Genomic DNA, 25,762 nt, shown 5'->3' on the forward strand with positions numbered 1-25,762 from the left:
CCACCCAGGCTGCGCGCTCGGCCCGGGGGACGGCAAGCCGGTCCGTCACCGGGGCGACTCGCACACGATCTCGTCCCGCGGCGCGTAGTGCGTGCGGAACGGTTCCCGCCGCACCACCTCGCCGTCCTTGACGAAGACCCGCTGCACGCTCACGTCGAAGCCCTCCAGCGGAGTCTGCGGAACGCACCGCTTGTCCGTGTTCACCTTCCGCTCCGGCTGCTTGACGTTGGTACGGGGGCCCTTGAGGGCGCCGATGTCGTCGTACTTGCGGGTGCCGAGGAACGTGATGGTGACCGAGGAGTCGGTGGACCGGGCCTGGATGTAGATGGCGTTGCCGGAGTCGTTTCTGAACTTCAGGTCCAGGCTGCCCCAGGCGACCGTCGCCTCGCGGCCCTCCGGGTAGCGCTCGATGTAGAAGGAGTGGGCGCCGTACTCCACGGGCTTGACGCCGGCGAAGAACATCGCGTTGAAGACGGTGGTGGCGACGGCCGAGACCCCGCCGCCCTGCGCCTTGGTGAACTCGTCGTTGAGGATGATCACGCCCTCGACGAAGCCGTTGGCCGCGGTGCGCTCGCCGACGGTCCGGTTGAAGCTCCACGTCTTGCCCGGCATCACGACCGAACCGTTGATCAACTCCACCGCGCGGCCGATGTTCCTCGAACGGTAGGGCGCCGGCTCGAAGTTGACGGTGAACGACGACATCTGCTCCCGCAGCCCCAGCCGCTGGACGTTCGCGCGGGACACCTGCGGCTCGGCCACCAGCGTGGCGATCTCGCCGCTGCGTGCGGCGCCCCGCTGGGTGAGCAGCGGCAGTACGGCCTTGCCCAGCGCCTTGTCGGTCACCACATGGCCGGCCCGGCCGTCCTCGGCCACCGCGACCCGGTTGCCGACCAGGCGCAGCTCGGCGTTGCGGGGCCTGGCGGGCAGGGCGGACAGGGGGCGGGCCACCTCGGGGTCGGCGCGCAGGCCCTCGGCGTCCAGCCTCGGGGTGAGCCGGCCGGCGGCGTCCGGGCGCATCGTCAGGTACTCGCCCAGCACGGGCTGCTCGATGGTGAAGCGCCGGTCGGCCGCGGTGAGGGTGACCGGCGCCGACATGGCCGGCTCCGCGAACTCACGCACCGCCCGGCGCAGCTCACGCTCGGTGACCTTCGGCTTGGTCTCGCGGGTGGGCAGGGCCGTGACGGCGTCGCGGTCGCCTTCGAGGAAGGCGGCGCTCAGGGGGGCGAGCGCGGCGTCCGTGTCGAGTGCGTGGCCGTTGACCGGGGTGATCGGGCGGACCTGGCCGTCCTCGAAGTCGACGGCTCCCTCGCGGGCCTTCCGGTCCAGTGACCCGGCCAGCTTCTTCAGGCCCGCCCGGGCCTTGTCCCCGTCCACCCGCACGGCCGGCTCGACCGGACCGCCCGAGCTGAAGAGCCCGCCGATCGCGGTGAAGGGGTCGGCGCTGTCGGTGCGGCCGGCCCGGTCCACCGTCTTGTCGTAGTCGAAGGTGATGCCGACCTGCCGCGGATCGACCTTGCCCTCGCGGTCCCCGACCGTCACCGTGAGGTCCCGGGTGCTCACCGGTCCCAGTCGGTCCTGCAGCTTCCGGACGGCCTCCGCGCGGCTCAGGCCCCCGATGTCCACGCCCCGCACCGTCGTGCCGTCCTCTATGTCCCCGCCCGCGACCAGCAGCCCGGTGAGATACAGACCGCCGAAGCCGACGGCGAGGGCGCCGCCGGCCAGAGCGAGGGGCGGGAGTGCGGTGATACGGCGAGCTGGAGCGGTGGGGACGCGGAGGCGCATGGGTCTCCCGGGGCGGGCGATCGACGTGGACGGCGCGTGGGATGACGCGACGCTGTGCGCGAGGCAAGCACATCCAGCTAGCCATAACCGGGCGAAAACACCTATGTCGCACACCACGTATGTTTCACATCACGCCTGCGCCGTAGCCTTCTCCTCGGGTTTCACCTCCTCGACGCCGGAAGCCCCGGACGCCTCCAGCGCCCTGTTGCGCCGCACCGAGGCCAGGAAGGACGCGGCGATCAGGACGACGCCGATCAGGCCGGTGATGATCTCGCTGATCTGGTGCTGGATGGTGATCAGCAGGATCGCGGCCAGGGCGCCGATGGCGTAGTGGGCGCCGTGTTCCAGGTAGACGTAGTCATCGAGGGTGCCCTGGCGGACCAGGTAGACGGTGAGCGAGCGGACGTACATCGCGCCGATGCCCAGGCCGAGCGCCATCCAGAAGATGTGGTTGGTGATGGCGAAGGCGCCGATCACGCCGTCGAAGGAGAAGGACGCGTCCAGGACCTCCAGGTAGAGGAAGAGGAAGAACGCGGCCTTCCCGGCGAGGGCGAGGGCGGACACCGGCTTGCCCTGTGCCCTGGCCTTCTCCTCCTCCTCGTGTTCGTGCTCCTCCTCTTCCTCCAGCCGGTCCTCGAAGTAGCCGGAGAGGCCGCCGACCACGAGGTAGGTGATCAGGCCGGCGACTCCGGAGAGCAGGACGGTGGCGGTCTTGTCGGCGTGGCCGGTGCTGACGTGGGCGTGCGTGGCGAAGGTCAGCGCGGTGGCCAGCAGGGCGATGAGGGCCAGGCAGACCGCCAGCATGTCGATCTTGCCGAGCTTGGCGAGCGGGCGTTCCAGCCAGGTCAGCCACTTGATGTCGCGGTCCTCCAGGATGAAGTCCAGGAAGATCATCAGCAGGAACATGCCGCCGAAGGCGGCGATCGCCGGGTGGGCGTCGGTGACCAGGTCCTGGTAGCGGTCGGGTTCGTCGAGGGCGAGCTGGACCGCTTCGATCGGCCCGACCTTGGCGCTGATGGCGACGATCACGACCGGGAACACCAGGCGCATGCCGAACACGGCGATCAGGATTCCCAGGGTGAGGAAGACGCGCTGCCAGAAGGCGTTCATCTTCTTCAGGATCCCGGCGTTGACGACCGCGTTGTCGAAGGACAGGGAGATCTCCAGGATGGAGAGGATCAGGACGATCCCGAAGGCCTCCCAGCCCCACTGCCACGCGGCGAAGGCCAGGCCGGCCGCCGTGACGGCGAACGACCAGCCGAAGGTACGCAGCACCATCGTCAGCCCTCCGCCTTCACGGCGAGCACCGGGCAGCTCACGCCCAGCAGGATCTGCTGGGCCGCCGAGCCCATGATCAGCTTGCCGACCGCGCTGCGCCGGCGGAGGCCGATCACCACCAGGGAGGCGTCCAGTTGCTCCGCCAGGTCGATGATCTCCTCGCCGGCGTCGCGGGCGCCGAGGACCTGGCGGATGTCGAAGTCGACGCCCAGGGCCGCGAGATCCTCGCGGACATGGGTCAGGTCGGGTTCCTGGGCGAAGCGCGGGTCCACATACGCGTCGCCCCGGGTGGTGTTCACCACCAGCAGCTTCTCGTCACGGCGGCGGGCCTCGCCGATCGCCGCGCGCAGGGCCGCCTCCCCCTCCGGTGAGGGGACGTAGCCGACCAGGATGGTCATCTCGGACTCCAGATGTCTCAGGCGGCGGCGTTGCGCGCGCGCAGCGGGCTGACGACGAAGCGACGGATCAGCGGCCACACCAGGACCAGCGCGACCACCGTGTAGACCGTGTACGACACCGGGCCGCCCAGCAGCCCCGACAGCTCACCGCCGGACAACTGCAGGGAGCGCCGGCCCTGGAGCTCCGCACGCGGGCCCAGGATCACGCCGACGATCAGCGGCAGGACCGGCAGCCCGAAGCGGCGCATGGCGAAGCCGAGCAGGCCCAGGCTGAGCAGCAGGAACAGGTCCAGGGGCTGGGCGTTGACGGCGTAGGCGCCCATCGACGCGAAGAACAGGATCCCCGCGTACAGATACGGCCGCGGGATCTGCAGCAGCTTCGCCCACGCCGGGGCCAGCGGCAGGTTCAGCAGCAACAGCAGCAGGTTGCCGATGAACAGGCTGGCGATCAGGACCCAGACCAGGCTCGCCTCGCGCTCGAAGAGCAGCGGGCCGGGCTGGATGCCGTACGACTGGAAGGCCGCCAGCATCACGGCCGCCGTGGCGTTGGTGGGCAGGCCGATCGCCAGCATCGGCACCAGGGTGCCGGCCGCCGACGCGTTGTTCGCGGCCTCCGGTCCCGCGACGCCCTCGATGGCGCCCTTGCCGAACTCCTCGGAGTGCTTGGAAAGCCGCTTCTCCGTGGCGTACGACAGGAACGTCGGGATCTCCGCGCCACCGGCCGGCAGCGCGCCGAACGGGAATCCGTACGCCGTTCCGCGCAGCCACGGCATCCAGGACCGCTTCCAGTCGCTGCGGCCCATCCACGGGCGGCCCACCGGGATCACCTCGGCCGGCTTGCGGCGCAGATGCGCGGCCACCCACAGCGCCTCGCCGACGGCGAAGATGCCGACCGCGACCACGACGACGTCGATGCCGTCGGCCAGCTGAGGTATGCCCAGGGTGAGCCGCTGCTGGCCCGACACCGAGTCGATGCCGACCAGGCCGATGGTCAGGCCCAGGAGCAGGGACACGAAGCCCCGGATGCGGGACGAGCCCAGCACCGACGTCACCGCGATGAACGCCAGCAGCATCAGCGCGAAGTAGTCGGGCGCGCCCAGGCTGACCGCGAAGTCCACCACGAACGGCGTGACCAGGACCAGCAGCAGCGTGCCGATCGTGCCCGCCACGAAGGAGCCGATGGCGGCCGTGGCCAGGGCCTGGGCCGCGCGGCCCGCCTTCGCCATCTTGTTGCCCTCGATGGCGGTCACCACGGACGAGGACTCGCCTGGGGTGTTCAGCAGGATCGACGTCGTCGAGCCGCCGTACATGCCGCCGTAGAAGATGCCGGCGAACATGATGAACGCCTGCACCGGCTCCATGCCGTAGGTGATCGGCAGCAGCAGGGCCACCGTCATCGCCGGGCCGATGCCCGGCAGGACGCCCACCGCGGTGCCGACGACGACGCCGATCAGGGCGAGCAGCAGGTTCATCGGGTCCATGACGTCCGCGAAGCCCTGCATGAGGTTGTTCAGGTTGTCCATCGCCCAGGCCTCACAGGATTCCTTGCAGGACGCCGGCGGGAAGGTTCACGCCGAGGCCGATCGCGAACGCGTAGAACGTCGTCAGGGACAGCGTCACCGCGATCAGGAGGTTGCGGATGTAGTGGCGGTTGCCGAGCGCGAACGCGGTGCCCCAGAAGAGCAGGGCGCCGCTGATCACCCAGCCGAGGCGCTCGATGAGCAGCGCGTTCGCCAGGAACACCGCGATGAGCAGCGTCACCGTGCGCCAGTCGGTGCCGCCCGACAGGTCGACGTCCTCGCCGGCCTCCGGCTCACCGCGGCCGCCCCGGGCCACGTCCACGGCGTAGAACACCGCGAGCACCAGCAGCAGTGCGCCCAGGATCAGCGGCACCGCACGCGGTCCGACCGGGTCGGTGCCGCTGGTGACGTGCGGGATGCCGAATGCGTCCACGATCACGGCGGTGCCCAGCAGGGCGAGGAACGCGCACACGCCGTACTGTGCGCGGTCCCCGCCCTGACGGGGCGGAGGGGAGTCCTCCACGGTCCGGTCCTTCACCTCGTTCACCTGCGAGCTCATGCCAGCCCGAGCTCGGCCAGCAGGTCGGCGACCGCCTTGTCCTGCTCGGTCAGGTAGGTGCCGAAGTCGTCACCGGTCTGGAAGGCGTCGACCCAGCCGTTCTTCTCGAGCTGCGCCTTCCAGTCGTCGGAGTCGTGCATCTTGGTCAGCGCGTCGACCCAGGTCTGCTTCTGCTCGTCGGTGATGCCGGGCGGGGCGACGATGCCGCGCCAGTTGGTGAAGACCAGGTCGATGCCCTCGTCCTTGAGGGTGGGCACCTCCTTCAGCGCCTCGATCGGCTTCTCGCTGCTGACCGCGAGGACGCGCACCTGGCCGGCCTCGACCTGGTCGAGGAACTCACCGAAGCCGCTGGCGCCGAAGGCGATCTTGTTGCCGAGGATGGCCGGGAGCAGCTCGCCGCCGCCGTCGTAGGAGACGTAGTTGACGTCCGTCGGCTTGATGCCGACCGCCTTCGCCAGCTGCATCGGCAGCAGGTGGTCGGGGCCGCCCGGCGACGAGCCGCCGCCCACCGCGAACTTCTTCGGGTTCTTCTTCCAGGCGGTGACCAGGTCGTCCATCGACTTGTACGGGGAGTCCTTCGGCACGACGATCGCGCCGGCCTCCTCGATCAGCTTGGCGAGCGGCGTGGTGTCGGTCAGCGTCGCCTTGGACTTCTGCGTGTACGAGGCTCCGACGACACCCAGGCCCATCTGCATGGCCATCTTGCCGTTGCCCTTTTCGTTCACCAGGCGCTGCAGGCCGACGGTGCCGCTGGCGCCGGGCAGGTTGAAGACCTGGACGCCGGAGGCGACCTTGGTGTCCTGCATGACCTGGGAGACGGTGCGGGCGGTGAGGTCGTAGCCGCTGCCCGGGGTGTTGGGGACCATGAGTCGCAGGCCGGTCACGGGCTTGCCGCCCCCGCTTCCGCTCCCGGACTCCTCCTTGTCGGCGGTGGCACCACAGGCGCTGACCGCGAGCATGGACGCGGCTGCAAGAGCTCCGACAAGTGCGGCTCGTCGAGTTCTCATGGCTCATCTCTTTCGCTTGGGCCGATCCGGCGCCATGATTGTGCGGTTCCTGAGACACCCCGTCTCGGTTGTGTGACCATTGAAGGTTGAGTTCATAGTGGTCATAACGTCACGGTCACCGTCCCGAAGACAGCGACGCCATACGCTCGCCGGTGAGCTGCTGAGATGGCAGCTCGCCATTGTCGTGATCGTGCTGGCCGCCGTCGCCGCGGTCTCGCTCGCGCAGTCCAAGGCGACCTTCGACCGCGTCGAGGGGCGCCGGGTCACCGCCCTCGCCGAGGAGACGGCGAGCAACCCGCTGGTGCGCACCCAGCTCATGCGGCCCGCCCCCGCCGAGATGCTCGCCCCGCTGCTCCAGTCCACGCTGAACAGATCCGGGGTCACCTCCGCCACGGTCGCCCGGCCCGACGGCACCATCGTGGCCTCCACCAACCCCACCGTCCTCGGGACGCGGCTGCCGGTCTCCGGCAAGGACGCCGCCGGGGGCCGCGGCTGGTCCGGGGAGCTGCCGGTGAACGGCGTCACCGAGTTGGTGACCCAGGCGCCGGTGCTCAGCGCGGAGGACGGCAACGCCGGGGAACACCTCGGCACGGTGATGATCGGGCGGGCCTCGCCGTCGGTGTGGCAGCGGCTGGTGGGCGCCTCCTCCTATCTGCTGGTCTACCTCGGCGTCGCCAGCGTCCTCGGGGTGGCCGGCTCCTGGCTGCTGGCCCGGCGGATCAAGCGGCAGACCTTCGGCATGGAGCCGCGCGAGATCGCCGGACTCGCCGAACACCGGGAGGCGATGCTGTTCGGGATCGCCGAGGGCGTGGTGGCCCTCGACCCGCAGCAGCGGCTGACGCTGGTCAACGAGGTCGGCCGCCAGTTGCTTGACCTGCCCGAGAATTGCGTCGGGATGAGCCTGGCCGATCTGGGGATCGAGGGGCGGCTGTACGACGTCCTGGCCGGCACGGCGCCCGAGGACGAGCCCGGCGACCGCAGATCCTGTGTCACAGCCCCGGCCGGGCGCGCGGCGTCTGGCACGCACTCCCCCACGCTCGAATGCGCTCACGCGGGGGGACCCCCATGCCGCGTTGCCGAACCGCCCACGTGGCTCCTCCCCCACGCTCGAACCGAGCTTCGCTCGACTCGCGCGGGGGCACCCCCATCGAGGACGGCTCCGGCGCCTTGCGATCGCACGCACCAGACGCCGCGCGCTGATCCGGCCGGGGCTGTGACACAGGCTCTGCCACGGCGCGACGAGGTCGTCGTACGGCGGGGCCGCGTCCTGGTGATGAACCGGATGGACGTCACCAAGGACGGCCGCCGCCTCGGCTCGGTGACCACCCTGCGCGACCGCACCGAACTCGCCCAACTGGAACGGGAGTTGGGATCCTTCCGCAGCACCACCGAGCTGCTGCGCGCCCAGGCTCACGAGTTCTCCAACCAGCTCCACACCATCTCCGGGCTCATCCAGATCGGCGAGCACGACGAGGTCGTGAAGTACGTCCGCGCCCTGCGCAGACACCGCGAGTCGCTCGACCTGACCCTCACCAGCCGGGTCCGCGACCGGGCGATCGCCGCGCTGCTCATGGCCAAGTCGGCGCTCGCCTCGGAACGCAAGGTGCGGCTGAAGATCTCCGAGCGGACCGCCCTGGAGCAGCTCGATCCGACCGACTCCGCGGACGTGGCGACCGTGCTCGGCAACCTCGTGGACAACGCGGTCGACGCGGCCGCGGCGGGCGAGGCCGGCCACGACGCGTGGGTGGAGGTGGAGCTGCGCCAGGACGCCTCCAGCGTGGAGATCGTCGTACGCGACTCGGGGCCGGGCGTGGCCCCCGAGCTGGCACAGGAGGTGTTCCTGCACGGGTTCACCACCAAGGCGGCGCAGGGCGGCGACCGGGGGATCGGCCTGGCGCTGACCCGGCTGGTGTGCAAACGCCGGGGCGGTGAGGTGTCGGTGACCAATACACAGGAGGGCGCCATGTTCACCGCCCGGATGTCCGTCGGCCGACCGGCCGACCGAGCGACGGAGACAGTCCGATGATCGATGTGCTGATCGTGGAGGACGACTTCATGGTGGCGCGGATCCACCGCGGATTCGTCAACGACGTCGCCGGGTTCCGGGTGATCGGCACGGCGAACTGCGGCGAGCAGGCGCTCACCGCGGTCGCCGAACTGCAACCGGACCTGGTCCTGCTCGACCTCTACCTCCCCGACATGTTCGGCCTGGAGATCATCCCCCGGCTGCGCACCGCCGGGCACGACTGCGACGTCATGGTGATCAGCGCGGCACGCGAGTCGGAGGCGGTCCGGGGCGCCGTGCGCCAGGGCGTCGTCGACTACCTGCTCAAGCCCTTCGACGCGGAGGACCTCAGGGCACGCCTGGAGCAGTACGCGGCCCGGCGCAGCAACCTCTACGCGGCGGTCGTCAGCGGCCAGTCCGACGTGGACCGGGCACTGGCACGCGGCGCGGCCCCCGCCGCCACGGCGGCCTCCCTGCCCAAGGGCATGAGCGTGGAGACCGCCGAGCTGATCGAACGCGAGCTGCGCGCGGCCGACGGCAGCCTCTCCTCGGCCGAGTGCGCGGCCCGGCTCGGGGTCTCGCGGGTCAGCGCCCGCCGCTACCTGGAGCACTTCAGCGTCACGGGCCAGGCGGAGGTGTCGCTGCGCTACGGGCAGGCCGGCCGGCCGGAGCGGCGCTACAGCTGGGTCGCCGACTGAGCGCTCCGGGCCCGTTCCGTCAGGTCTCGACGGGCCCGGCGAGCTGCACGATGTCGTCGGACGCCATGTCGTGCAGCCGGATGGCCAGGTCCTCCAGGGCGCGGCTGGCGGCGAGTTCGTCACCGATCTCGGGGATGGGCCGGTCGATCGGGTTGCGGTGGGCGACGCCCCGGCCGGTGACGGCCATCAGGTCCTCGGGCGGGTCCTCGGTGGTCAGCACGGCCTCGGCGCGGGTGTCGTCGCCGTCCTCGGTGATGTGGATCCGGACGGTCCACTGCTTGTCTTCCATCGAGATCACTTCCGTCGAGATCACTTCCGTACGGGGCCGGGAGGGAGCCCTACTGATGAGCGTGCGCCTGTTCGCGGGCGGGGTCCAGCGCGAGCCCCGCTTCCGTCCGTTCCTGCCGCGGAGGCATGACAAGAGCCTCCGTGGGCACGATGTGCCGAAAGGTTGCGGAGATAAGGCTGGTCGCAACGGACCGAGCCGTCACAGGAGGAGGGCGCCATGAACCGCCAGGCCCACGTTCGTGTGCGTGTCACTCGCCGGCCCGCCGCTCCCCGCGACACCAGGGGCGAGATCGACCGGCGCACTCCCTCAGGGCGGATCCTGCCGTACTGACCACGCCGACACCGGGCCCTAGCCGACGTAGCGTGAGGGCATGCGGGTGCTGGTCGTCGAGGACGAGGAGCGGTTCGCGGCGGGGCTCCGGGACGGGCTGGAGGCCGAGGGCTTCGCCGTCGACGTGGCGCTCGACGGCGTGGACGGGCTGTGGCTGGCCCGCGAGAACAGCTACGACGCGATCGTCCTCGACGTCATGCTGCCGGGACTCAACGGCTACCGCGTCTGCCGGGCCCTGCGCGCCGAGCGCGACTGGACGCCGATCCTCATGCTCACCGCCAAGGAGGGCGAGTGGGACGAGATCGAGGGCCTCGACACCGGCGCCGACGACTACCTGACCAAACCCGTGTCCTACGCCGTACTCCTCGCCCGGCTCCGGGCGCTGCTGCGGCGCGAGGCGCGGGTGCGGCCCGTCGTGCTCGCCGCGGGTGATCTGCGGCTCGATCCGGCGGCGCGGACGGTCAGCCGGGCCGGGCGGGACATCGAGATCACCGCGCGGGAGTTCGCGCTGTTGCAGTTCCTGCTGCGGCGGGCCGGGGAGGTGGTGTCCAAGCGGACCATCCTCGACCACGTCTGGGGCGACGACTTCGAGGGCGATCCCAACATCGTCGAGGTGTACGTACGCCGACTGCGCAACAAGGTAGACCGGCCCTTCGGACGGCAGTCGCTGCTGACCTTGCGGGGGCACGGGTATCGGCTGGTGCCCGATGACCGGTGAGGCGTGGGGCGCATGACGAGTGAGCGGGACGAGCGCCGGCTGCGGGCCGTGCGGGTTCGGGCCACGGTCGTCGCCGTGCTCGCCATCGCTCTCGCCCTGGTCGCCGCCGGCGTCGCACTCGTCGTCGGGCTGCGCACGGAGCTGAGCAACGACGTGCGGGACGCCGCCCGGGCGCGGGCCACGGACGTGGCCCGGGTCATCGAGGCGGGCCGCGGGGTGCCCGCGCCGAGCGTGGTCGCGCCCGACGAGGAGTTCCTCCAGGTCGTCGCCGCCGACGGCACGGTCGTCACGGCCAGCGAGAACGTCGAGGGGGAGCCCGCGCTGGCCCGGCTTGGCCCTGGCGAGAGCGCCACCGTCGACACCCCGTTCGACGACGACCCCTTCCTGGTGGTCGCGGTCGGCGCCCGGGCCGGGGACCGCGAACTGGTCGTCCTCGACGGCCGGGACGCCTCCGGGGTCGCCGAGGCCACCGGCACGGTCACCTGGCTGCTGCTCGTCGGCCTGCCCGTCCTGCTCGTCATCGCGGCCGCCGCGACCTGGACGGCCGTCGGCCGCGCCCTGCGCCGCGTGGCCCGCGCCGAGGCCGCCCAGCGCCGGTTCGTCTCCGACGCCTCCCACGAACTGCGCTCACCCGTCGCCACCGTCCGCCAGCACGCCGAGGTCGCCCTCGCCCACCCGGAGCGGACCGACACCGGTTCCCTGGCCGGCACCGTGCTCGACGAGGCCGTCCGCATGCAGCGTCTGGTCGACGACCTCCTGCTGCTCGCGCGCGCCGACGAGAGCGCCCTGCTGCGGGGCGGACCGCGCCCCGTCGACCTCGACGACCTGGTCCTGGCGGAGGTACGGCGGCTGCGCTCGACCGCGCCCGGCCTGCGCGTCGACGGCACGGCGGTGGGCGCGGCCCGGGTGAGCGGCGACGCGGAGGCGCTGCGGCGCCTGGTGCGCAACCTGGGCGAGAACGCGGCGCGGCACGCCCGCACCCGGGTGGCGTTCGCGCTGACGGACGCCGGGGACGGATGGGTGCGGCTGGAGGTGGAGGACGACGGTCCCGGCGTTCCGGCCGCCGAACGGGCCCGGGTCTTCGAGCGTTTCATACGGCTGGACGAGTCGCGTGCGCGGGGGGAGGGCGGCGCCGGGCTGGGCCTCGCGATCGTCGCGGAGGTGGCGGGGGCGCATCGGGGGCGAGTGGAGGCGGGGGTGAGCGAGGGGCTGGGCGGGGCGCGGTTCACGGTGCGGGTGCCGTCGGCGCAGGAGTGAGCGCCGTACTGAACCGCCCCCCGCCGCTTTCTGACGCCGCTTTCTGACGCCGCGTTCAGGCTCGTTCAGGGGCTGTTCAGCGACTGTGAGGGACTCTCGGACCAGCCGATCGGCATCGAGGAGGGCCGCCATGAGCACGCACCGAAGGATCCTGTGGCCGGGGGCCGTCGTGGGCGCGGTCGTGCTGATGGCCGGCGCCTGCTCCGGGAGCGCGAACGGGTCTCAGGGCGCGCCCTCCGACGACTGCGTGCGCGTCGTCGACGAGGAAACCGGCCGGACGGGCAAGGACTGCCTGCCGCTCGCCCCCGAGAGCGACCGCGTCGACCTCGCCGAGCCGACGTTCTCCCACTCGACCCGGATCACCAACTCCCTGCACCCCACCGGCGAGATCGACCAGGTCGTCATGGGCGGCCAGGAGGAGGACGAGGTCTTCCGCACCGAGGTCAGCACGCTGCCCGGCAGCAAGACCATCACCTTCGACGGCAGGACCGTCCAGGCCCTGACCCAGCAGTACGTCGCCTACGCCGACGGCCGGATCAAGGAACTCGCCCTCGACTGGTACGCCCAGGCCGACGACGGTTCCGTCTGGTACCTCGGCGAGGACGTCTTCAACTACGAGGACGGCGTGGTCGCGGACACGGAGGGCACCTGGCAGGCGGGCCGCGACAAGGCGCCCGCCGCGATGATCATGCCTGCGCGGCCGGAGAAGGGTGACGTCTACCGGCCGGAGAACCTCCCCGGCGTCGTCTTCGAGGAGGTCACGGTCAAGGAGACCGACCGGACCGTCGACGGGCCGTACGGCAAGGTCCAGGGCGCGATCACCGTGCGCGAGCTGCACATGGACGGCTCGACCGAGGAGAAGACCTTCGCCCCGGGCTACGGCGAGTTCGCCACGGGGACCGAGGACGGCGATCTGGAGGCGGTGTCGATCGCGGTGCCCACGGACCTCGAACAGGGGCCGCTGCCAGGGAAGTTGGCCGCGCTCGACCGGGCGGCACAGGCCGTGCAGGACGGCGAGGTCACCGACGCCGACCTGGGCGCGGTGCGGGATGCGTGGACGGCGTACCGCGACTCCGACGTCGTACCGGACCTGCTGGACCGGCAGATGACACGCGACCTCGACACGCTCGACGAGGCGGTGGCCGCGACGGGCGAGGAGGAGACGCTCGGCGCCGCGCTGCGGGTCGCGCAGAACACCTCGGATCTACGGCTGCGTCACGAGCCGCTGCCCGTGGTGGACCTGGACCGGTTCGACATGTGGGCACGGCAGTTGGGGATCGACGCGGCAGCCGGCGCCGAGGGGGCCGTCGCAGGCGACGTCACCGCCCTCGAACTCGTCTGGGAGCGGCTGCGGGACGGCTCGGCGGCGTCCGCGGAGGTCACGGCCGGCCTGCGCGAGGCACGGGAGGCGGCCGACCGGAAGGACATGGAGCGGGCGGAGCGGTTGGCGCCGGGCCTGCGGGAGAACATCGCGAAGGTCACGCCCTGACGCCCCGGTCGTAGGCCGACGGAGCTCAGGTCACCGGATCCAGCTCCAGCGGCTCGATCCTGCCCTCCAGCATGGTGCCGAGCCCCTGGACGGCGCAGACGTCGGGGCGCTCGGCGATGTGCACCGGCATGCTGGTCGCCTGCCGCAGCATGTCGTCGAAGCCGGGGAGCAGGGCGCTGCCGCCGACCATCATGATGCCCCGGTCGGCGAGGTCGGCCACCAGGTCGGGCGGGCAGTCGCGGAGCACCTTGCCGATGCTGTCGAGGACGGCGGTCAGCGGGGTCTGGATGGCGACCCGTACGGCGGCGGTGTCGACGAGGACGGAACGGGCGAGGCCGGTGCAGACGTCGCGGCCGTGGATCTCGGTGGCGGCCGGGCCGTGCGCGGTGAGCCCGTTGCCGGACAGGGCGAGCTGCAGCGGCCGTACGTTCTGGCTGGGCAGCATCAGCTCGTGCTCGTGCCGCAGATGCTGCACGATCGCGTGGTCCACGGCCTCGCCGCCGACCCGGACGCGTTCGGCGGCGACGATGTTGCCGAGCGACAGCACCGCGACCTCGGTCGCGGCGGCCCCGCACACCATGATCATGCTGGCCTCGGGCTGCTCCACGGGCAGCCCGCACCCCACGGCGGCGGCGATGAGGGTGTCCACGAGCTCGACCCGGCGGGACCCCAGACCCACCAGCGTCTCGATGGCCGCGCGCTGGGCGAGCGGGTCGGCGTTGTGCGGGGTGCAGACGGCCCCCCTCAGGAACGGCTTGCGGCGCAGGGCGCGGCGCATCTTGTCGCCGAGCAGATGCCGCAGCATGCGCTGCGCCATCTCGATGTCCACGACGGTGCCGCCGGAGACGGGCCGTACGACACGGATGTAGTCCGGGGTGCGACCGGTCATCTTCTCCGCGAACTCGCCGACCGCGATCAGGGCGCCGGTGCGGGTGTTCATGGCGGCGACGGAGGGCTGGTCGACGACGAGCCCCGAGCCCTTCACATAGACACGGGTCCTGGCCGCCCCCAGGTCGACGGCGAAGTGGCAGCGGCGAAGCTGCTCCAGAGTGGCGGGCATGTGGGGGTCCTCCCGAAAGCGCAGACCATGGGTCCGCCGGGTGGGTGGCGGGCCTCGCATTGGGTGTGTGGGGTCGTGGGTGCGGGCCGGCGCGTCGTGGCGGCCTCTCCTTGGCCATCGTGCGGGCGGGCGGGAGGGCGTCGCCTTCTGGAGGGGGCCGGGCGGGGTGCGGCTGAATGGGGGGTTCTGGAAGTGATGGGGTGTCAGGGGGTGTGTCGCGGTCACAGGGAGCGGGCGGCGTCGAGTAGGGGCTCCAGGGAGTCGACGATCAGGTCGCAGCCGGCCTTGCGGAGACGCCGTTCGGCGGCGGGGGAGTCGGCGTGGCCGATGACGGGGATGCCCCGGTGCCGGGCGGCGGTGACCTCGGCGGCTGTGGCGGAGATCAGCAGGAACTCGGCGGTGCGGCCGAAGTGGTTCAGGGCGAGGCGCAGGCGCTCCGGATCGGGCATCAGCGGAATGCCGCGGCCGAAGACCGCCGACACGGGGAGTTCCCGGGAAGCCAGGTGACGGTGGACGGCCTGCTCGCAGAAGTCCGTGACGACGGCGAGGCGGCGGCCGGAGGCGTGCAGGGCACGGGCGAGCTCGCCCGAGTGCGGGGTGTGTGCGGACCGGGCCGCGGCCCGCAGTTCCAGCCCGTCCAGGCGTTCGCGCAGGATCGGGGCGACGTCGCTGCCGGCGAAGACTCGCAGTACGTCCAGAGGGTGGACGAGTTCCTCCAGGTGCCGGGCCGGGCCACCGCCGTCACCCGCGAGGGGACGCCCCGCCAGCGCGTCCTCCGGGTCGCGGTGGTCGACGACCAGGGAGAGCAGGTCGAGGGCGGCACTGCGGGCGGCCTTCGCGGAGAACGGCCTGGTCAGGGGGCCCTCGAAGCCGAGCAGGACGACATCGGCGGCGCGCAGGAGGTCGGCCGGGGTCGTGGCGGGCGGGACCCGGGGCGCGGGGCTGGACCGCGCCTCTGCCTCCAGATGGACCGAGCACGTCACCGACACCCCCGGCACCGGCCAGCTCTGCAGCCTGGCCCGCACGGCCTGCTGGGCCGCGCCCGCCCGGCTCAGCGGATAGCGGCGGGTGACGCGGCTCGCCTCCCCGGCGACGTGTTTGAGGAGGATGGCGTCGACGCCCGTGATCCCGCAGGCGATGAAGGCGACCGGGTCGTCCACATGCCAGGACAGTTCGATCGTGGCGGCGAAGGTACCGCCGGAACCGGGGAGGGAGAGGGGCATGCCGGACAGGTGCACCGTGAGGTCGACTTCGTAGTACGTCATGCGCTGCGGCGGACGTCCGGCCGGCGGGTGGGCCGGGTGCAGGACGGTCATCGGGCCGTCGCCCGGCGCGAGGACGACGGCTGTGCGGCCGGGGTCCGGGGCGACGAGTCGGCCCACGTCCGGCGTGGTGAACGGGCCCCGCACGATGTTTCGGGCCCGCTCGTCCGCCTCCCGGTCCGGCAGGTTGAGGGTGCTGTACCAGGCGAGGGGCGCGCCGGGCCCTTCGCCCGTGCGCAACGGTTCGAAGCGGGAGGTGCCGAGATAGGTGGCGCTGCCGTCTGCGAACTGCTCGTACAACGTGGGGGAGACGACGACCAGCACATCCGCGTCGGCGGTGTCGAGGAGGGCACGCATACCCGGCCGGGTATGCTCGGCGTACGGCCCGTGCCAGAACGTCACCCGCAGCCGTGGCCGGTCCTCGATCTCCGCGAGAGCCTCCGGCAGCCCGCGCAGCAGCGAGACCAGCACGGGAAGGACGAAGGCATCCGGCTCGGTCAGTACGACGTAGCCGTTGTCGCGGGCCAGCACCTCGTACTGGTGCGAGGCCAGATCCCCGCGGGACAGCAGTTGGGTCACCGCCAGGCCCAGGGCGTCCTGGGCGTCGGGCCGTTCGTCGAGGCCGGTCGCCTCGAAGACGATCGTCGGCCGCTCCCGCTCGGGTGCCGAGCGCAGTTCGAGGTACAGCTCGTGCAGGGCGGGGTCGATCGGGTCGCCGTGCCGGCGCTGGCGGGCCTCGGCGTAGGACTCGTACGCCTCCATCGCCTCGGCGATCCGCCCCGTCCCCTTCAGCGCCAGGATGTGCAGCCTGCGGAGGTCCTCGCGGTCCGGATGCTCCCGGACCAGGGCGGTGAGGTCGGTCGCGGCACGCTCGAAGTCGCCCATTTCCAGGTCGAGTTCGGCGTGTGTCACGCACAGGGTGAGACGCAGGGCACGCAGCCGGGTGCGGGTCGCCTTCGCGGCGGGGCCCGGGACGCCGTCCAGGGGATCGCCGTAATACAGGCTCAAGGTGTCCTGGATCAGGGAGCGCCGGGCGTTCGGGGTCAGGTCGTCGGTGCGCTCGGCGACCAGTTCCTCGCAGTGGTGGATGTCGAGGTAGTCGCCCGGCAGATGGAGGGCGTAGCCGTCGGAGAGCTCGGCGAGGGTGCCGGGGCCGAGGCACTGCCGTAGCTCCGTCGCCAGTTGGTGCAGTCGGCGCATGGTCTGGAGGTCCGACGGAGGCTGCTCCCACAGGCTCTCGGCCAGCTCGGTGTGGGTGACGCGGCGGCCCTGTCTGAGCAGGAGCACACAGAGCAGGGCCTGGGCGTCCGGGGACGGCAGGGCGAGGGCGCGGCCGCCGCGCCTGATGCTCGGCGGACCGAGCAGGGTGATGTGCAGCCGGTCGGCCTCCGCCCCGCCCAGCGACCAGTCGAGGGCGGCCGAGTGCGGCAGCCGCCGTACGGCCTCGACCGGGTCCTCGCCGCGCGCCAGTTCCGCCAGGATCCGCTGGAACCGCAGGCTGGCCGGGCTGTGCGAGGCCAGTTCCCGCAGCAGCGACCTGAACAGGAGGAAGTCCGACCTCGCGTCGAGCCCTTCCGACTGCTCCCCGAGCGCGAACCTGCTGAGCACCACCGAGCCGTCCGGCCGCAGCAGCAGACCGTCCCAGCCCTCCTGCCCGCGCACCAGACCGCGCGCGTGCAGCGCCTCCAGCGCGGGCACGACATCCGCCACCAACCGGGCGAACACCCGGAAGGAGACCCCCGGCCCGCTGCCGAGCTGAAGTTCGGCCAGGGTGACGCCGTCCACGAACTCGGCCACCAGATACGGCCGTTCGCCCTCCACCCCGTAGTCCAGCACCGGCACGACGTTGCGATGCCGCAGCCCGGCCAGCGCGAGCGCCTCGCGCGCGAACCGCTCCTGCGGGGCGTCCTGGGGCGGATAGCGGTGGACGACCACGGGCCGGTCGGTCCGCACGTCGACGGCCGCCCACATCCGCTGACTCGGCCCCCGCCGCCCCAGCAGCCGGTACCGCCCCCCGACCAGCCCCTCCTCCTGCGCCGCACCGCCCAACCGCCGCACCGTCTCCGCGCGGACCGTGGCGAACGCCCGTCCCGCGTCGCGGCGCGCCTCCGCCCGGAACTCGCCCGCCGCGAGCCCCGCCCGCTCGTCGATCAGCCCGCCCACCTTGGCCAGGAACTCCCGGGTCCGCGTCCGCGCGGTGCGCGGCAGCGACCGCAGCAGCAACTCCCGTACGCCCGGCCGGAACTCGTACGACCCCGGCGGCCCCGGGATCGCGGTCAGCAGGCCGCTGAGGATGATCTCGGCCAGGTGCTGGGGGCGCGGGCTGCGGTCCAGGGCGCGTTGGACGAGGCGCATCACCGGCAACGAGGGGGTGGCCAGGGCGAGGTGGCCGGCGATGCGGAAGGCCTGCGGGGACGCGGTCGCCCGGAAGCGCAGCACCAGGTCCTCCACCGCCAACTCGGCGATGTCGGGGGCGGGTTCGACGGGCGGGACCGGTGTGGGCGGCAGCCAGGCCAGGGCACCCGGCGCGTGTCCGCCGCCCGGCGCGGCGACCAGGGCGGCCCAGTTGGCGAGCCAGGCCGGGGCCGGCTCCAGGACGGGGAGCGGGACGGCACCGGCGTGCGGTTCCCGCTCCGTGTCCCCGTACGGCACGAAGGTGAGCGCGGCCGACGGTGCCGCCGCCGTCGGCGCCGTGAGCAGGCCCGGGGCGGCGGGCAGGGCCGTGGTGTGCCAGAGGTGTTCGGGCAGCGGCTGTACGACGGCCACGGGCATCCGGGACGCCCAGCGGCGCAGGGTGCGGTACCAGCGGTCGCCCGCCGGGCCGGGGCGCCACTGCGGGCCCATGCAGTCGCTGACGACGAGGGTGACGGTACGGCCGTCGGCGAGGGCGGGGACGTGGTGGGCGTGGCCGTCGGGGGTGGCGCGGTGCGCGGTGACCGTGCGGAAGACGCCCGACTGGGCGAGCACGGTGTGCAGTTCGCGCACCAGGGGGCGCCACACGGGCATCGTCGGGCCCGCGTCGTACACCAGGTTCAGCCGCAGCCACCGGTCCGGCGCCGGGCGCAGCACCGGCAACCAGACATCGGGACCGCCGCCGAGCCGGGCGATCCGGTCGGCGGTGGCACGCTCGTCGAGGAGCCGGGCGCGGGGCGAGGGGACCTTGCGCTTGAGGGGGCGCAGGGCGCGCTGGAGGGCGAGCGGGTGGGGGAGCATCGGGGGCGCGGGGGCGAGCAGCGGGGGCGTGCGGGGCGGGGTGTGCGCGTCGGGGTGCGAGGGCTGGGGGAGGTGGAGGGGGACGCGGTCGTCGGGGAGTGGGGTGGGGGACTGCTGGGAGGCCGGGTGCGGGGCCGGGGGAGTGGGGTGCGGGGGTGCGGCGGTGGGTGTGTCCGTGGCGGGGCTGGGGTGGCGGACCTGGCATGCGGGCGACCCTCCGCGACCGGGGCCTCCTTCTCCTCCAACGTCACCCAACTGCCCCGCAAACCACAGGAGTTCGGCAACCTCCCGAGACGTAGGCCCGCCCTCCGCGACCGTACCGCCACCCGTCACCGCAGCCAGCACTGCGGCCAGTCGGCCGACGGCGGAGCCTTCGGCTTTGGCGGGGGCCTTGGCGTCGGTGGGGTCCTCCGCCTCGGTGGTGCCCTCGGCGTCGGCGGTGCCCTCGGCCTCGGTGGAGCCCCCGGCTTCGGTGGAGCCCTTGGCCTTGGTGGAGCCCTTGGCCTTGGTGGAGCCCTCGCGCCCGGCGGAGCTTTCGATCTCGGCGGAATCCTCGCGCCCGGCGATCTCGGCGGAATCCTCGCGCCCGGCGGTGCCCCCGGCCTCGGCGGTGCCCCCGGCCTCGGCGGTGCCCTCGGCGTCGGTGGAATCCCCGCGTCCGGCAGAACCCCTGATCTCGGCGGAATCCCCGCCCCTGGCGGATCCCCCGCCCTCGGCGGATCCCTCCATCCGCCCCCGTCCCTCAGAATCCATCGCCGTCGGCCGTCGTGCTCAGATACGGCATGAGCTGTTCGGCCAGCTTCTCGCGGGAGTCGGCTTCGAGGCCGGCTATGCCGGTGAGGTAGATGGCGTTGAGGAGCTGGTCGGTGGCCAGTTCGCCGGTGCCGGCGCGGGACAGGAACTCGGTGATCAGGGACTGCGCCCGGGCGTCGGGTTCGCCCAGGTGGGCGCGGACGATGTCGGTGAGCTGGGTGTGGTCGGGGCGGCGCAGGCGCAGGCGGACGCAGCGGCGCAGGAAGGCCGGCGGGAACTCGCGTTCGCCGTTGCTGGTCAGGACGACGAATGGGAAGGCGCGGCAACGGACCCGGCCGCGGGAGATCGTCACCGGGACGTCCGTCCCGTCGGCCAGCACCTGGGCCGTGCCGTCGGGGGAGTGGCGGGCCGCGCGGACCAGCTCGGGGATCTCGTACTGGCCCTCCTCCAGGATGTTCAGCAGGTCGTTGGGCAGGTCCAGATCGCTCTTGTCGATCTCGTCGACCAGGAGGGCACGCGGATGCCGGTACGGCAGGAGGGCCGTGCCCAGCGGTCCCAGGCGCAGATGGTCCTCGACGCCGTCGTGGGCGGAGCCGTGGCCGTCGTCCCTGCGCGCCGCGTACAGACGGGACAGCGGGTCGTACTGGTACAGGCCGTCGGCGAGGGCGCTGCGGCTGGTGATGTTCCAGCGCAGCACCGGGCCCAGGCGCAGCTCACGGGCCACGGCGTAGGCGAGGGACGATTTCCCCGTGCCGGGCGGGCCGGTGACCAGCAGCGGGCGGCGCAGACACAGCGCGGCGTTGACCAACTGGACGCTCTCCGGGGTCGGCACATACGTCCTCGCCCGGTGCACACGGTCCGGGGAGACCGCCGCCGCGTCGTCGCCCTCGCCGGGCGGCGACAGCGCGGGGCCGCCGTCGAACGCGCGCCAGGGCGGCGGCGCGGGCAGCCCGGCGATGCCGTCGTGCGGCTCGTTGGTGCCGGTGTAGACGGACCAGTGCGGCATGGTGCTCCCAACGGGGCGGCGGGGCGGGTCAGGTGACGGGTGACCGGGTGTGTACGGCCGTGGCGTGCGGGTCGGTGAAGCGGCGGGGGTCGTCCCACAGGAGCTGGATGTCGCGCGCCCAGTGGTCGTCCTCCGCTTCGGCGAGCTGGCGCAGACCGAGGACCTGGCGCGGGAGCCGGGCGGGCGGCACGCCGGAGACGAGACCGTCGAGGGCGTCCAGGAACGCCGTACCGGGACAGTCTGCGGTGCCCGGGCAGTCGGCCCGGTCCGGGTCGCAGCCCCGACGGGACCACACCAGCACCGGGGCCGGCGCGGTCAGCGAGGTCTCGAAGTGCGGGCGGGTGCGGGCCGAGCGGGGCGTCGCGGCGAAGCCCGCCAGGCCGGCCTCGGACTGCACCAGCGCCAGCCGGAGCTTCCTGGGATCCTGGACGCCGCCGCAGGCGACGCGGTGCACGCGGGCGCCGGTACGCGAGTCCAGGCGTTGCCAGGCCCTGGTGAGGATGTGCTGAGTGCTGGTTCTGCGGCGGGCGTGGTCGGTGACCACCACCGGGTGGACGCAGCCGAGGGGAGTGTCGTCGTCGGGACCCTTCTCCCAGCGGTCGACCGGCCAGTCCAGCCAGTCCCGGGGCAGCACGAAGGCGATCAACTCGTCGGCGCCGGGCGTCAGACGGCAGAAGGCGTCCTCGATGCGGTCCTGCACATACGTCTTCAGCCGTGCCCTGGGGATCGTCTCCGCCGCGACCGGACGCCGGCGCCCCCCGCTGTACGCCGACACCTCGACCCGCACCAGGTCGTCACCGGCGCCGCTGTGCCCCAGCTCGACGAGGATGGCGCCGGTCTCGGCCGTGGGCGGGGCGGTGAGCAGGACGTCGAGCTCGTCGGCGAACCGGGTCACGGTGGCCGGGTCGTCCACGTCGCACAGCACGAACCACGCCGCGGCCCACAACGACCCGAAGCCCTCGAGCGGCGGCTCCGGGTCGAACGGCCCCGCCGCGGCGGCGTAGAGCTGGACGGGATCACAGTCGAGCCGGACCCGCCCGGCCTTCTCGACCAGCGCGCGCAGCCGGGGGGCGTCGGGATGGCCGGGTGAGGGGGAGGGGGAGGGGGCCGGAGTGGGCGTGAGGGTGGGGGTGGGCGTGGGGGCGCAGTGGTGGTGTGCCGGGTGGCCTGGGGTGGTGGTGAGGTGGTCGGTTGCCGGGTCCGGGGTGGTGGTGTAGCGGTCGGCCGCTGGGCTTGGGGTGGTGGTGAGGTGGTCGGCCGCCGGGTTCGGGGTGGTGGTGAAGTGTTCGGCTGCCGGGTCCGGGGCGACGTCACGGTGGTCGGCTGCCGGGTCCGGGACGGCCGTGAAGTGGTCGGCCGCTGGCCCTTGAACGCCCGTGAAGTGGTCAGCCGTCGGCCCTTGAACGCCCATGAAGGGATCGGCCGCCGGACCCGGCACGGGCCCGCCGCGCCGGTGCGTGCGGTGCCGTGCCGGTGCCCCGTCGGCGTACGGGTCACCCGCACCCGCCGTAGTCCCCCGCACCCACCCGCCGTCCGGCACCAGAGCACTGAGGCCGGGCCAGTAGCGGGCCAGTACATGCGTGGGCATCATGCGGCCGGTGCGTACTTCGCGGGTGCCGGCCGTCGCCGTGACCATGCCGATGACCTGGCCGGTGTCGACCAGGGCGACCGCGGCGCCGCTGAAGCCGACCGCCAGCGGCTGGCCGTGCCCGCTCCAGGCCTCCAACTGGATCCACTCCCCGCCGATCAGCAGCTCGGTCACGGTACGGAACTCGGCGATCGTGCCGTCGGCGTCGTACCCGGCCGGGAAGCCGTAGGCCATGAGCTTGCGGTCGGCATGCGCGACGTCGGCCGGAGCGAGCGGCGCGGGGGCGATCGCCGGCTCGCGGTCCAGGTCCAGTACGGCGAGGTCGCCCAGCTCGGACGTACGGCCGTCCCAGCCGCCGTGAGCCACGACGCGCGCGGCGACGGGAGCCTCCCCGGGGCGCTGCGGGAAGGTCACCGTCACCGGGTCCAGCGGGGCGTTCTCGACGACATGCGCGCAGGTCAGCACCCTGCCGGGGGCCACCAGGAAGCCCGCGCCGGACACCACGCCGCCGCAGTCGATCCGGGCGTGCCACTCGGCACCTCTCAGGCCTGTCATGACGCCCCCGTAACCGTCGTCCTTCGTGCATGTCCATGGTGGAGGACGGCCGTTGGAGTTGTCCCGGTTTCCCCACGGTCCCTTTCCGTACCTTCAAACCACCCCCCGGACCACCCCCAGCTCCACCAAGTCCTGCGGCCTGATGCGCAGCTGATCCGCCGTGGCCTCCACCTCCCCCGGCCCCCGCTTCAGGATTGCCGCCGCCAACTCGGGCGCGATCACCGAGAAGTAGCTGTCCGGCGTGGCCCAGGTGCTGCCGGGCGCCGCGAGCGCCAGGGCGCCGCCCGAGCCGCCCTCGCCGATCAGCAGCGTCGTGATCGGCGTGTGCGCGGACGCCACCGCCCCGAACAGGTCCGCGATGGCCGCGCCGACGCCCTGCCGCTCCGCCTCCGCGTCATTGGCGGCACCCGGTGTGTCCACCAGCGTCAGCACCGGGATGCCGAGCCGGTCCGCGAGACGGATCAGCCGGGCGGCGGTGCGGTAGCCGGCCGGCCGGGTGGCGGTTCCGGTCTGCGCGGCGTAGGCGACCGTACGGCCCTCGTGCTCGCCGAACCCGCTCAGCATGCCGTCCGGGTCGGTGCCGCCGCAGCGGTCGCCGCTGATCGCGACACGGTGCGTGAAGTAGGCGTCCAGGTAGCGCTCGGCGCGCGGCCGCCCGGGCGATCGCGCGCGCTTGACCGCGTCCCAGCCGGTGGCGGGGAGATCCTGAAGACCGAGGGCGCGAGGCACCGGCGCCGAGGCGGTGCCGGCCGACGCGGGCCTCGCCCCCGCGCCCGCCCCCGCACCGGCCCTCCCCCGGGTGCCCGCCCCGGCCCCCGCCCCCACACCGGCCCCCGCCCCGGCCAGCAGCCGCAGCCACCTGCCCAGTACCTTCCGCAGTTCCACCGGCCGCACCACCGCGTCCACCGCCCCCGCCGCCATCTGCGCCTCCGCCCGGTAGGCCGCCGGGTCCGCGTCCGGGGGGCGGACCCGGGAGCCCGCGAAGCCGACCTGGGCGTCGGGGAGGGCGAGGATGACGTCGGCGCCCGCGCCGAGGGTGGCCCAGCCGCCGCCCGTCGTCGGGTCCCGGAGCACGGCGATCTGGGGCAGGCCCGCCTCGCGGGTGAGCGCGGACTGGTGTGCCACGCGCTGCAGCTGGGTGAGTGCGAGCATGCCCTCCTGCATACGGCTGCCGCCCGTCGCCACCAGCGGCACGACGGGCAGGCGGTGGGTGCGGGCGTAGGCGTACGCCGCCTCCAGGCGGTCCCCGGTGCGCCGGCCCAGCGAGCCGCCGAGGAAGCCGAACTCGAAGGCGATCAGGACCGCGCGCGTGCCCTCGACGGCGCCGGTGCCGCAGACCACCGACTCCTCCTCGCCGGTGCGTTCGGCGGCGCGGGCGCGGGAGGCGTCGTAGCCCTGCCAGGCGAGGGGGCCGTCGGGCCCGGAGTGCCCTTCCGGGTGGGGGAGTTCGGTGAAGGTGGAGCCGTCGGTCACCAGGGCGATGACCTGCCGGGCCGCGAGCCGTTCCGTCATGAGCTCAGCGCCCGCTTCATGATCTTCCCCATGTCGTTGCGGGGGAGCGCGTCCAGGTAGTGCACCGTGCGAGGGCGCTTGTGCGGGGCCAGACGAGTGGCGACGTGGTCGGCCAACTCCTCGGCCGCGGGCGGCGATTGGGGATCGGCGGGGACCACCCACGCCACGATCCGCTCGCCCAGGTCGGCGTCCGGCTCCCCGGTGACCGCCGCCTCGCGCACCCCGGGATGTTCCAGGAGCGCGTTCTCGATCTCGCCCGCCCCGATCTTGTAACCCCCGCTCTTGATCAGGTCGGTGGCCTTGCGCCCGACGATACGGACGTACCCGTCGGCCTCCCGCACCGCCATGTCGCCCGTGCGGAACCAGCCCTCCGGCGTGAACGCCGCCGCCGTGGCGTCGGGGCGGTTGAGGTACTCGGTGAACAGGTTCGGGCCGCGCACCTGGATCTCGCCCACCGTCTCACCGTCGTACGACGTGATCGGCGCCCCGTCCTCCTCCACCAGCCGCAGCTCCACGCCGGGCAGCGGCACCCCGACCGTCCCCGCCCGCGCCTCGCCGTCCGCGCGGACGCTGGTGTTCATCAGCGTCTCCGTCATGCCGTACCGCTCGATGACGCGCTGCCCGGTCGCGGCCGTGATCCGCTCGTGGTCGTGCACCGGGAGCGCCGCCGAACCCGAGACGAGCAGGCGGGCCTTGCCGAGGGCCTGCGCCAGGCCCGGGTCCTCGGGGAGGGCCTGGGCGACCCGGTGGTACATCGTCGGCACGCCGAACATCATCGTCGCGCCCTCGTTCAGCTCGCGCGCGACGCCGTCCGTGCCGAACCTGCCGAGATGACGCACCGCTCCGCCGCGGCGCAGCGGGCCGAGGATGCCGAGGACCAGGCCGTGTACATGGAACAGGGGCAGGCCGTGGACCAGTACGTCGTCGCCGGTCCACCGCCAGGCGTCGGCGAGCGCGTCCAGGGTGTGGGCGACGGCCCGGCGCGGGATCACGGCGCCCTTGGGCGGGCCGGTGGTGCCGGAGGTGTAGACGACCAGCGCGGGGTCCTCGTCCGAGGCGTGCGGGTCGGGGAGCGGCCCCGCGCCGTGCACGTCGACGTCGATGCGCGCCAAGGCGCCCAGGGCGGCGGGCAGTTCGTCGCCCGGAGCGGCCAGCACCGCCGACGGCGCACTGTCGGACAGGATGTGCCCGAGCTCCTTCTCCCCGGACCTCGGGTTCAGCGGCACGGCCGCGACACCGGCCTCCAGCGCCGCCACCACCGCCACGGCGGTCTCCAGCGCCGGGGTCGCCCAGACGGCCACTCTGCCGGCCCCGCCGATCCGCGCCGCGAGGGGGTGCTGGGCTCTCAGAACACCCCCTAGGGCACCGGCGGCGGCGCCGAGCTCGCCGTACGTCAGGGAGCGGTCGCCGAACCGCAGCGCGGGCCGGTCGGCCGGAGCACCCGTGAGGGCCGGGAAGAGAGAGGACACGCGTCGTACTCCTT

The 25,762-nt window shown here is 73.0% G+C and carries 18 protein-coding genes; 5 read left to right on the forward strand and 13 right to left on the reverse strand.

Features of this window, described 5'->3' with window-relative positions; all coding sequences use genetic code 11:
- Window positions 1-45 precede the first annotated feature (45 nt).
- The 6 genes from ACP4J3_RS17060 to ACP4J3_RS17085 all read right to left on the reverse strand — a co-directional run bounded on the left by ACP4J3_RS17060 (window position 46) and on the right by ACP4J3_RS17085 (window position 6,544).
- Complete coding sequence (locus ACP4J3_RS17060; RefSeq protein ID WP_426535127.1) at window positions 46-1,782, reverse strand: VanW family protein; 1,737 nt, start codon at window positions 1,780-1,782, stop codon at window positions 46-48.
- A gap of 129 nt (window positions 1,783-1,911) precedes the next feature.
- A complete protein-coding gene (locus ACP4J3_RS17065; protein ID WP_426535129.1) occupies window positions 1,912-3,060 on the reverse strand; it encodes a DUF475 domain-containing protein in 1,149 nt (382 codons plus the stop codon).
- Between the two features lie 2 nt (window positions 3,061-3,062).
- Window positions 3,063-3,458, reverse strand: coding sequence for a universal stress protein (locus ACP4J3_RS17070; protein WP_426535131.1), 396 nt, complete (start codon window positions 3,456-3,458; stop codon window positions 3,063-3,065).
- 17 nt (window positions 3,459-3,475) lie between these two features.
- Window positions 3,476-4,981 (reverse strand): tripartite tricarboxylate transporter permease, encoded by a 1,506-nt coding sequence (locus tag ACP4J3_RS17075; protein WP_426535133.1) that lies wholly within the window; start codon window positions 4,979-4,981, stop codon window positions 3,476-3,478.
- 10 nt (window positions 4,982-4,991) lie between these two features.
- Window positions 4,992-5,537, reverse strand: a complete 546-nt coding sequence (locus ACP4J3_RS17080; protein ID WP_426535134.1) for a tripartite tricarboxylate transporter TctB family protein — start codon at window positions 5,535-5,537, stop codon at window positions 4,992-4,994.
- Window positions 5,534-6,544: a Bug family tripartite tricarboxylate transporter substrate binding protein gene (locus tag ACP4J3_RS17085; protein ID WP_426535135.1), complete on the reverse strand. Its 1,011-nt coding sequence runs from the start codon at window positions 6,542-6,544 to the stop codon at window positions 5,534-5,536. The genes ACP4J3_RS17080 and ACP4J3_RS17085 overlap by 4 nt, the downstream gene beginning before the upstream one ends.
- A gap of 97 nt (window positions 6,545-6,641) precedes the next feature.
- Here ACP4J3_RS17085 and ACP4J3_RS17090 point away from each other — a divergent pair, with 97 nt between their 5' ends.
- Both ACP4J3_RS17090 and ACP4J3_RS17095 read left to right on the forward strand, forming a co-directional pair.
- On the forward strand, window positions 6,642-8,570 hold the full coding sequence (locus tag ACP4J3_RS17090; protein WP_426535137.1) for an ATP-binding protein: 1,929 nt from the start codon (window positions 6,642-6,644) through the stop codon (window positions 8,568-8,570).
- Entirely contained in the window at window positions 8,567-9,247 is a 681-nt protein-coding gene (locus ACP4J3_RS17095) for a response regulator (RefSeq protein WP_426535139.1), read from the forward strand. Before ACP4J3_RS17090 ends, ACP4J3_RS17095 begins: the two co-directional genes overlap by 4 nt.
- 19 nt (window positions 9,248-9,266) lie before the next feature.
- Here ACP4J3_RS17095 and ACP4J3_RS17100 read toward each other — a convergent pair whose 3' ends face one another.
- Window positions 9,267-9,536 carry a DUF1876 domain-containing protein gene (locus ACP4J3_RS17100; RefSeq protein WP_426535141.1) on the reverse strand — a complete coding sequence of 90 codons (270 nt, stop codon included), beginning with the start codon at window positions 9,534-9,536 and terminating at the stop codon, window positions 9,267-9,269.
- 370 nt (window positions 9,537-9,906) lie between these two features.
- On the opposite strand from ACP4J3_RS17100, the gene ACP4J3_RS17105 reads away from it, so the two are divergent.
- The 3 genes from ACP4J3_RS17105 (at window position 9,907) to ACP4J3_RS17115 (ending at window position 13,330) form a co-directional block, all read left to right on the forward strand.
- Window positions 9,907-10,584, forward strand: a complete 678-nt coding sequence (locus ACP4J3_RS17105; protein WP_426535143.1) for a response regulator transcription factor — start codon at window positions 9,907-9,909, stop codon at window positions 10,582-10,584.
- 12 nt (window positions 10,585-10,596) lie between these two features.
- Window positions 10,597-11,841: a sensor histidine kinase gene (locus tag ACP4J3_RS17110; RefSeq protein WP_426535145.1), complete on the forward strand. Its 1,245-nt coding sequence runs from the start codon at window positions 10,597-10,599 to the stop codon at window positions 11,839-11,841.
- 130 nt (window positions 11,842-11,971) lie between these two features.
- On the forward strand, window positions 11,972-13,330 hold the full coding sequence (locus tag ACP4J3_RS17115; protein WP_426535147.1) for a hypothetical protein: 1,359 nt from the start codon (window positions 11,972-11,974) through the stop codon (window positions 13,328-13,330).
- Window positions 13,331-13,355: 25 nt separating this feature from the next.
- Here ACP4J3_RS17115 and ACP4J3_RS17120 read toward each other — a convergent pair whose 3' ends face one another.
- The 6 genes from ACP4J3_RS17120 to ACP4J3_RS17145 all read right to left on the reverse strand — a co-directional run bounded on the left by ACP4J3_RS17120 (window position 13,356) and on the right by ACP4J3_RS17145 (window position 25,748).
- On the reverse strand, window positions 13,356-14,390 hold the full coding sequence (locus tag ACP4J3_RS17120) for a rod shape-determining protein (protein ID WP_426535149.1): 1,035 nt from the start codon (window positions 14,388-14,390) through the stop codon (window positions 13,356-13,358).
- Between the two features lie 221 nt (window positions 14,391-14,611).
- Window positions 14,612-19,594, reverse strand: coding sequence for an SAV_2336 N-terminal domain-related protein (locus tag ACP4J3_RS17125; RefSeq protein WP_426535151.1), 4,983 nt, complete (start codon window positions 19,592-19,594; stop codon window positions 14,612-14,614).
- A gap of 13 nt (window positions 19,595-19,607) precedes the next feature.
- The gene (locus tag ACP4J3_RS17130) at window positions 19,608-20,624 is read right to left on the reverse strand and encodes an AAA family ATPase (protein WP_426535153.1); all 1,017 of its coding nucleotides are present in this window, start codon (window positions 20,622-20,624) and stop codon (window positions 19,608-19,610) included.
- 28 nt (window positions 20,625-20,652) lie between these two features.
- Complete coding sequence (locus tag ACP4J3_RS17135) at window positions 20,653-22,767, reverse strand: trypsin-like peptidase domain-containing protein (protein WP_426535155.1); 2,115 nt, start codon at window positions 22,765-22,767, stop codon at window positions 20,653-20,655.
- Between the two features lie 93 nt (window positions 22,768-22,860).
- On the reverse strand, window positions 22,861-24,279 hold the full coding sequence (locus tag ACP4J3_RS17140) for a carboxyl transferase domain-containing protein (RefSeq protein ID WP_426535157.1): 1,419 nt from the start codon (window positions 24,277-24,279) through the stop codon (window positions 22,861-22,863).
- Window positions 24,276-25,748 (reverse strand): acyl-CoA synthetase, encoded by a 1,473-nt coding sequence (locus ACP4J3_RS17145; protein ID WP_426535159.1) that lies wholly within the window; start codon window positions 25,746-25,748, stop codon window positions 24,276-24,278. The genes ACP4J3_RS17140 and ACP4J3_RS17145 overlap by 4 nt, the downstream gene beginning before the upstream one ends.
- Between the last annotated feature and the right edge of the window lie 14 nt (window positions 25,749-25,762).

It is taken from the genome of Streptomyces sp. UG1 (assembly GCF_049974585.1).
Classification (GTDB): Bacteria; Actinomycetota; Actinomycetes; order Streptomycetales; family Streptomycetaceae; genus Streptomyces.

What these genes read in the sequence shown, in the direction of transcription:
- ACP4J3_RS17140 (WP_426535157.1), bottom strand. Translation starts at nt 24,279, where the DNA reads ATGACGGAACGGCTCGCGGCCCGGCAGGTCATCGCCCTGGTGACCGAC.
- ACP4J3_RS17120 (WP_426535149.1), bottom strand. Translation starts at nt 14,390, where the DNA reads ATGCCCGCCACTCTGGAGCAGCTTCGCCGCTGCCACTTCGCCGTCGAC.
- ACP4J3_RS17065 (WP_426535129.1), bottom strand. Translation starts at nt 3,060, where the DNA reads ATGGTGCTGCGTACCTTCGGCTGGTCGTTCGCCGTCACGGCGGCCGGC.
- ACP4J3_RS17115 (WP_426535147.1), top strand. Translation starts at nt 11,972, where the DNA reads ATGAGCACGCACCGAAGGATCCTGTGGCCGGGGGCCGTCGTGGGCGCG.
- ACP4J3_RS17105 (WP_426535143.1), top strand. Translation starts at nt 9,907, where the DNA reads ATGCGGGTGCTGGTCGTCGAGGACGAGGAGCGGTTCGCGGCGGGGCTC.
- ACP4J3_RS17070 (WP_426535131.1), bottom strand. Translation starts at nt 3,458, where the DNA reads ATGACCATCCTGGTCGGCTACGTCCCCTCACCGGAGGGGGAGGCGGCC.
- ACP4J3_RS17085 (WP_426535135.1), bottom strand. Translation starts at nt 6,544, where the DNA reads ATGAGAACTCGACGAGCCGCACTTGTCGGAGCTCTTGCAGCCGCGTCC.
- ACP4J3_RS17125 (WP_426535151.1), bottom strand. Translation starts at nt 19,594, where the DNA reads ATGGAGGGATCCGCCGAGGGCGGGGGATCCGCCAGGGGCGGGGATTCC.
- ACP4J3_RS17110 (WP_426535145.1), top strand. Translation starts at nt 10,597, where the DNA reads ATGACGAGTGAGCGGGACGAGCGCCGGCTGCGGGCCGTGCGGGTTCGG.
- ACP4J3_RS17080 (WP_426535134.1), bottom strand. Translation starts at nt 5,537, where the DNA reads ATGAGCTCGCAGGTGAACGAGGTGAAGGACCGGACCGTGGAGGACTCC.
- ACP4J3_RS17135 (WP_426535155.1), bottom strand. Translation starts at nt 22,767, where the DNA reads ATGACAGGCCTGAGAGGTGCCGAGTGGCACGCCCGGATCGACTGCGGC.
- ACP4J3_RS17060 (WP_426535127.1), bottom strand. Translation starts at nt 1,782, where the DNA reads ATGCGCCTCCGCGTCCCCACCGCTCCAGCTCGCCGTATCACCGCACTC.
- ACP4J3_RS17075 (WP_426535133.1), bottom strand. Translation starts at nt 4,981, where the DNA reads ATGGACAACCTGAACAACCTCATGCAGGGCTTCGCGGACGTCATGGAC.
- ACP4J3_RS17095 (WP_426535139.1), top strand. Translation starts at nt 8,567, where the DNA reads ATGATCGATGTGCTGATCGTGGAGGACGACTTCATGGTGGCGCGGATC.
- ACP4J3_RS17100 (WP_426535141.1), bottom strand. Translation starts at nt 9,536, where the DNA reads ATGGAAGACAAGCAGTGGACCGTCCGGATCCACATCACCGAGGACGGC.
- ACP4J3_RS17130 (WP_426535153.1), bottom strand. Translation starts at nt 20,624, where the DNA reads ATGCCGCACTGGTCCGTCTACACCGGCACCAACGAGCCGCACGACGGC.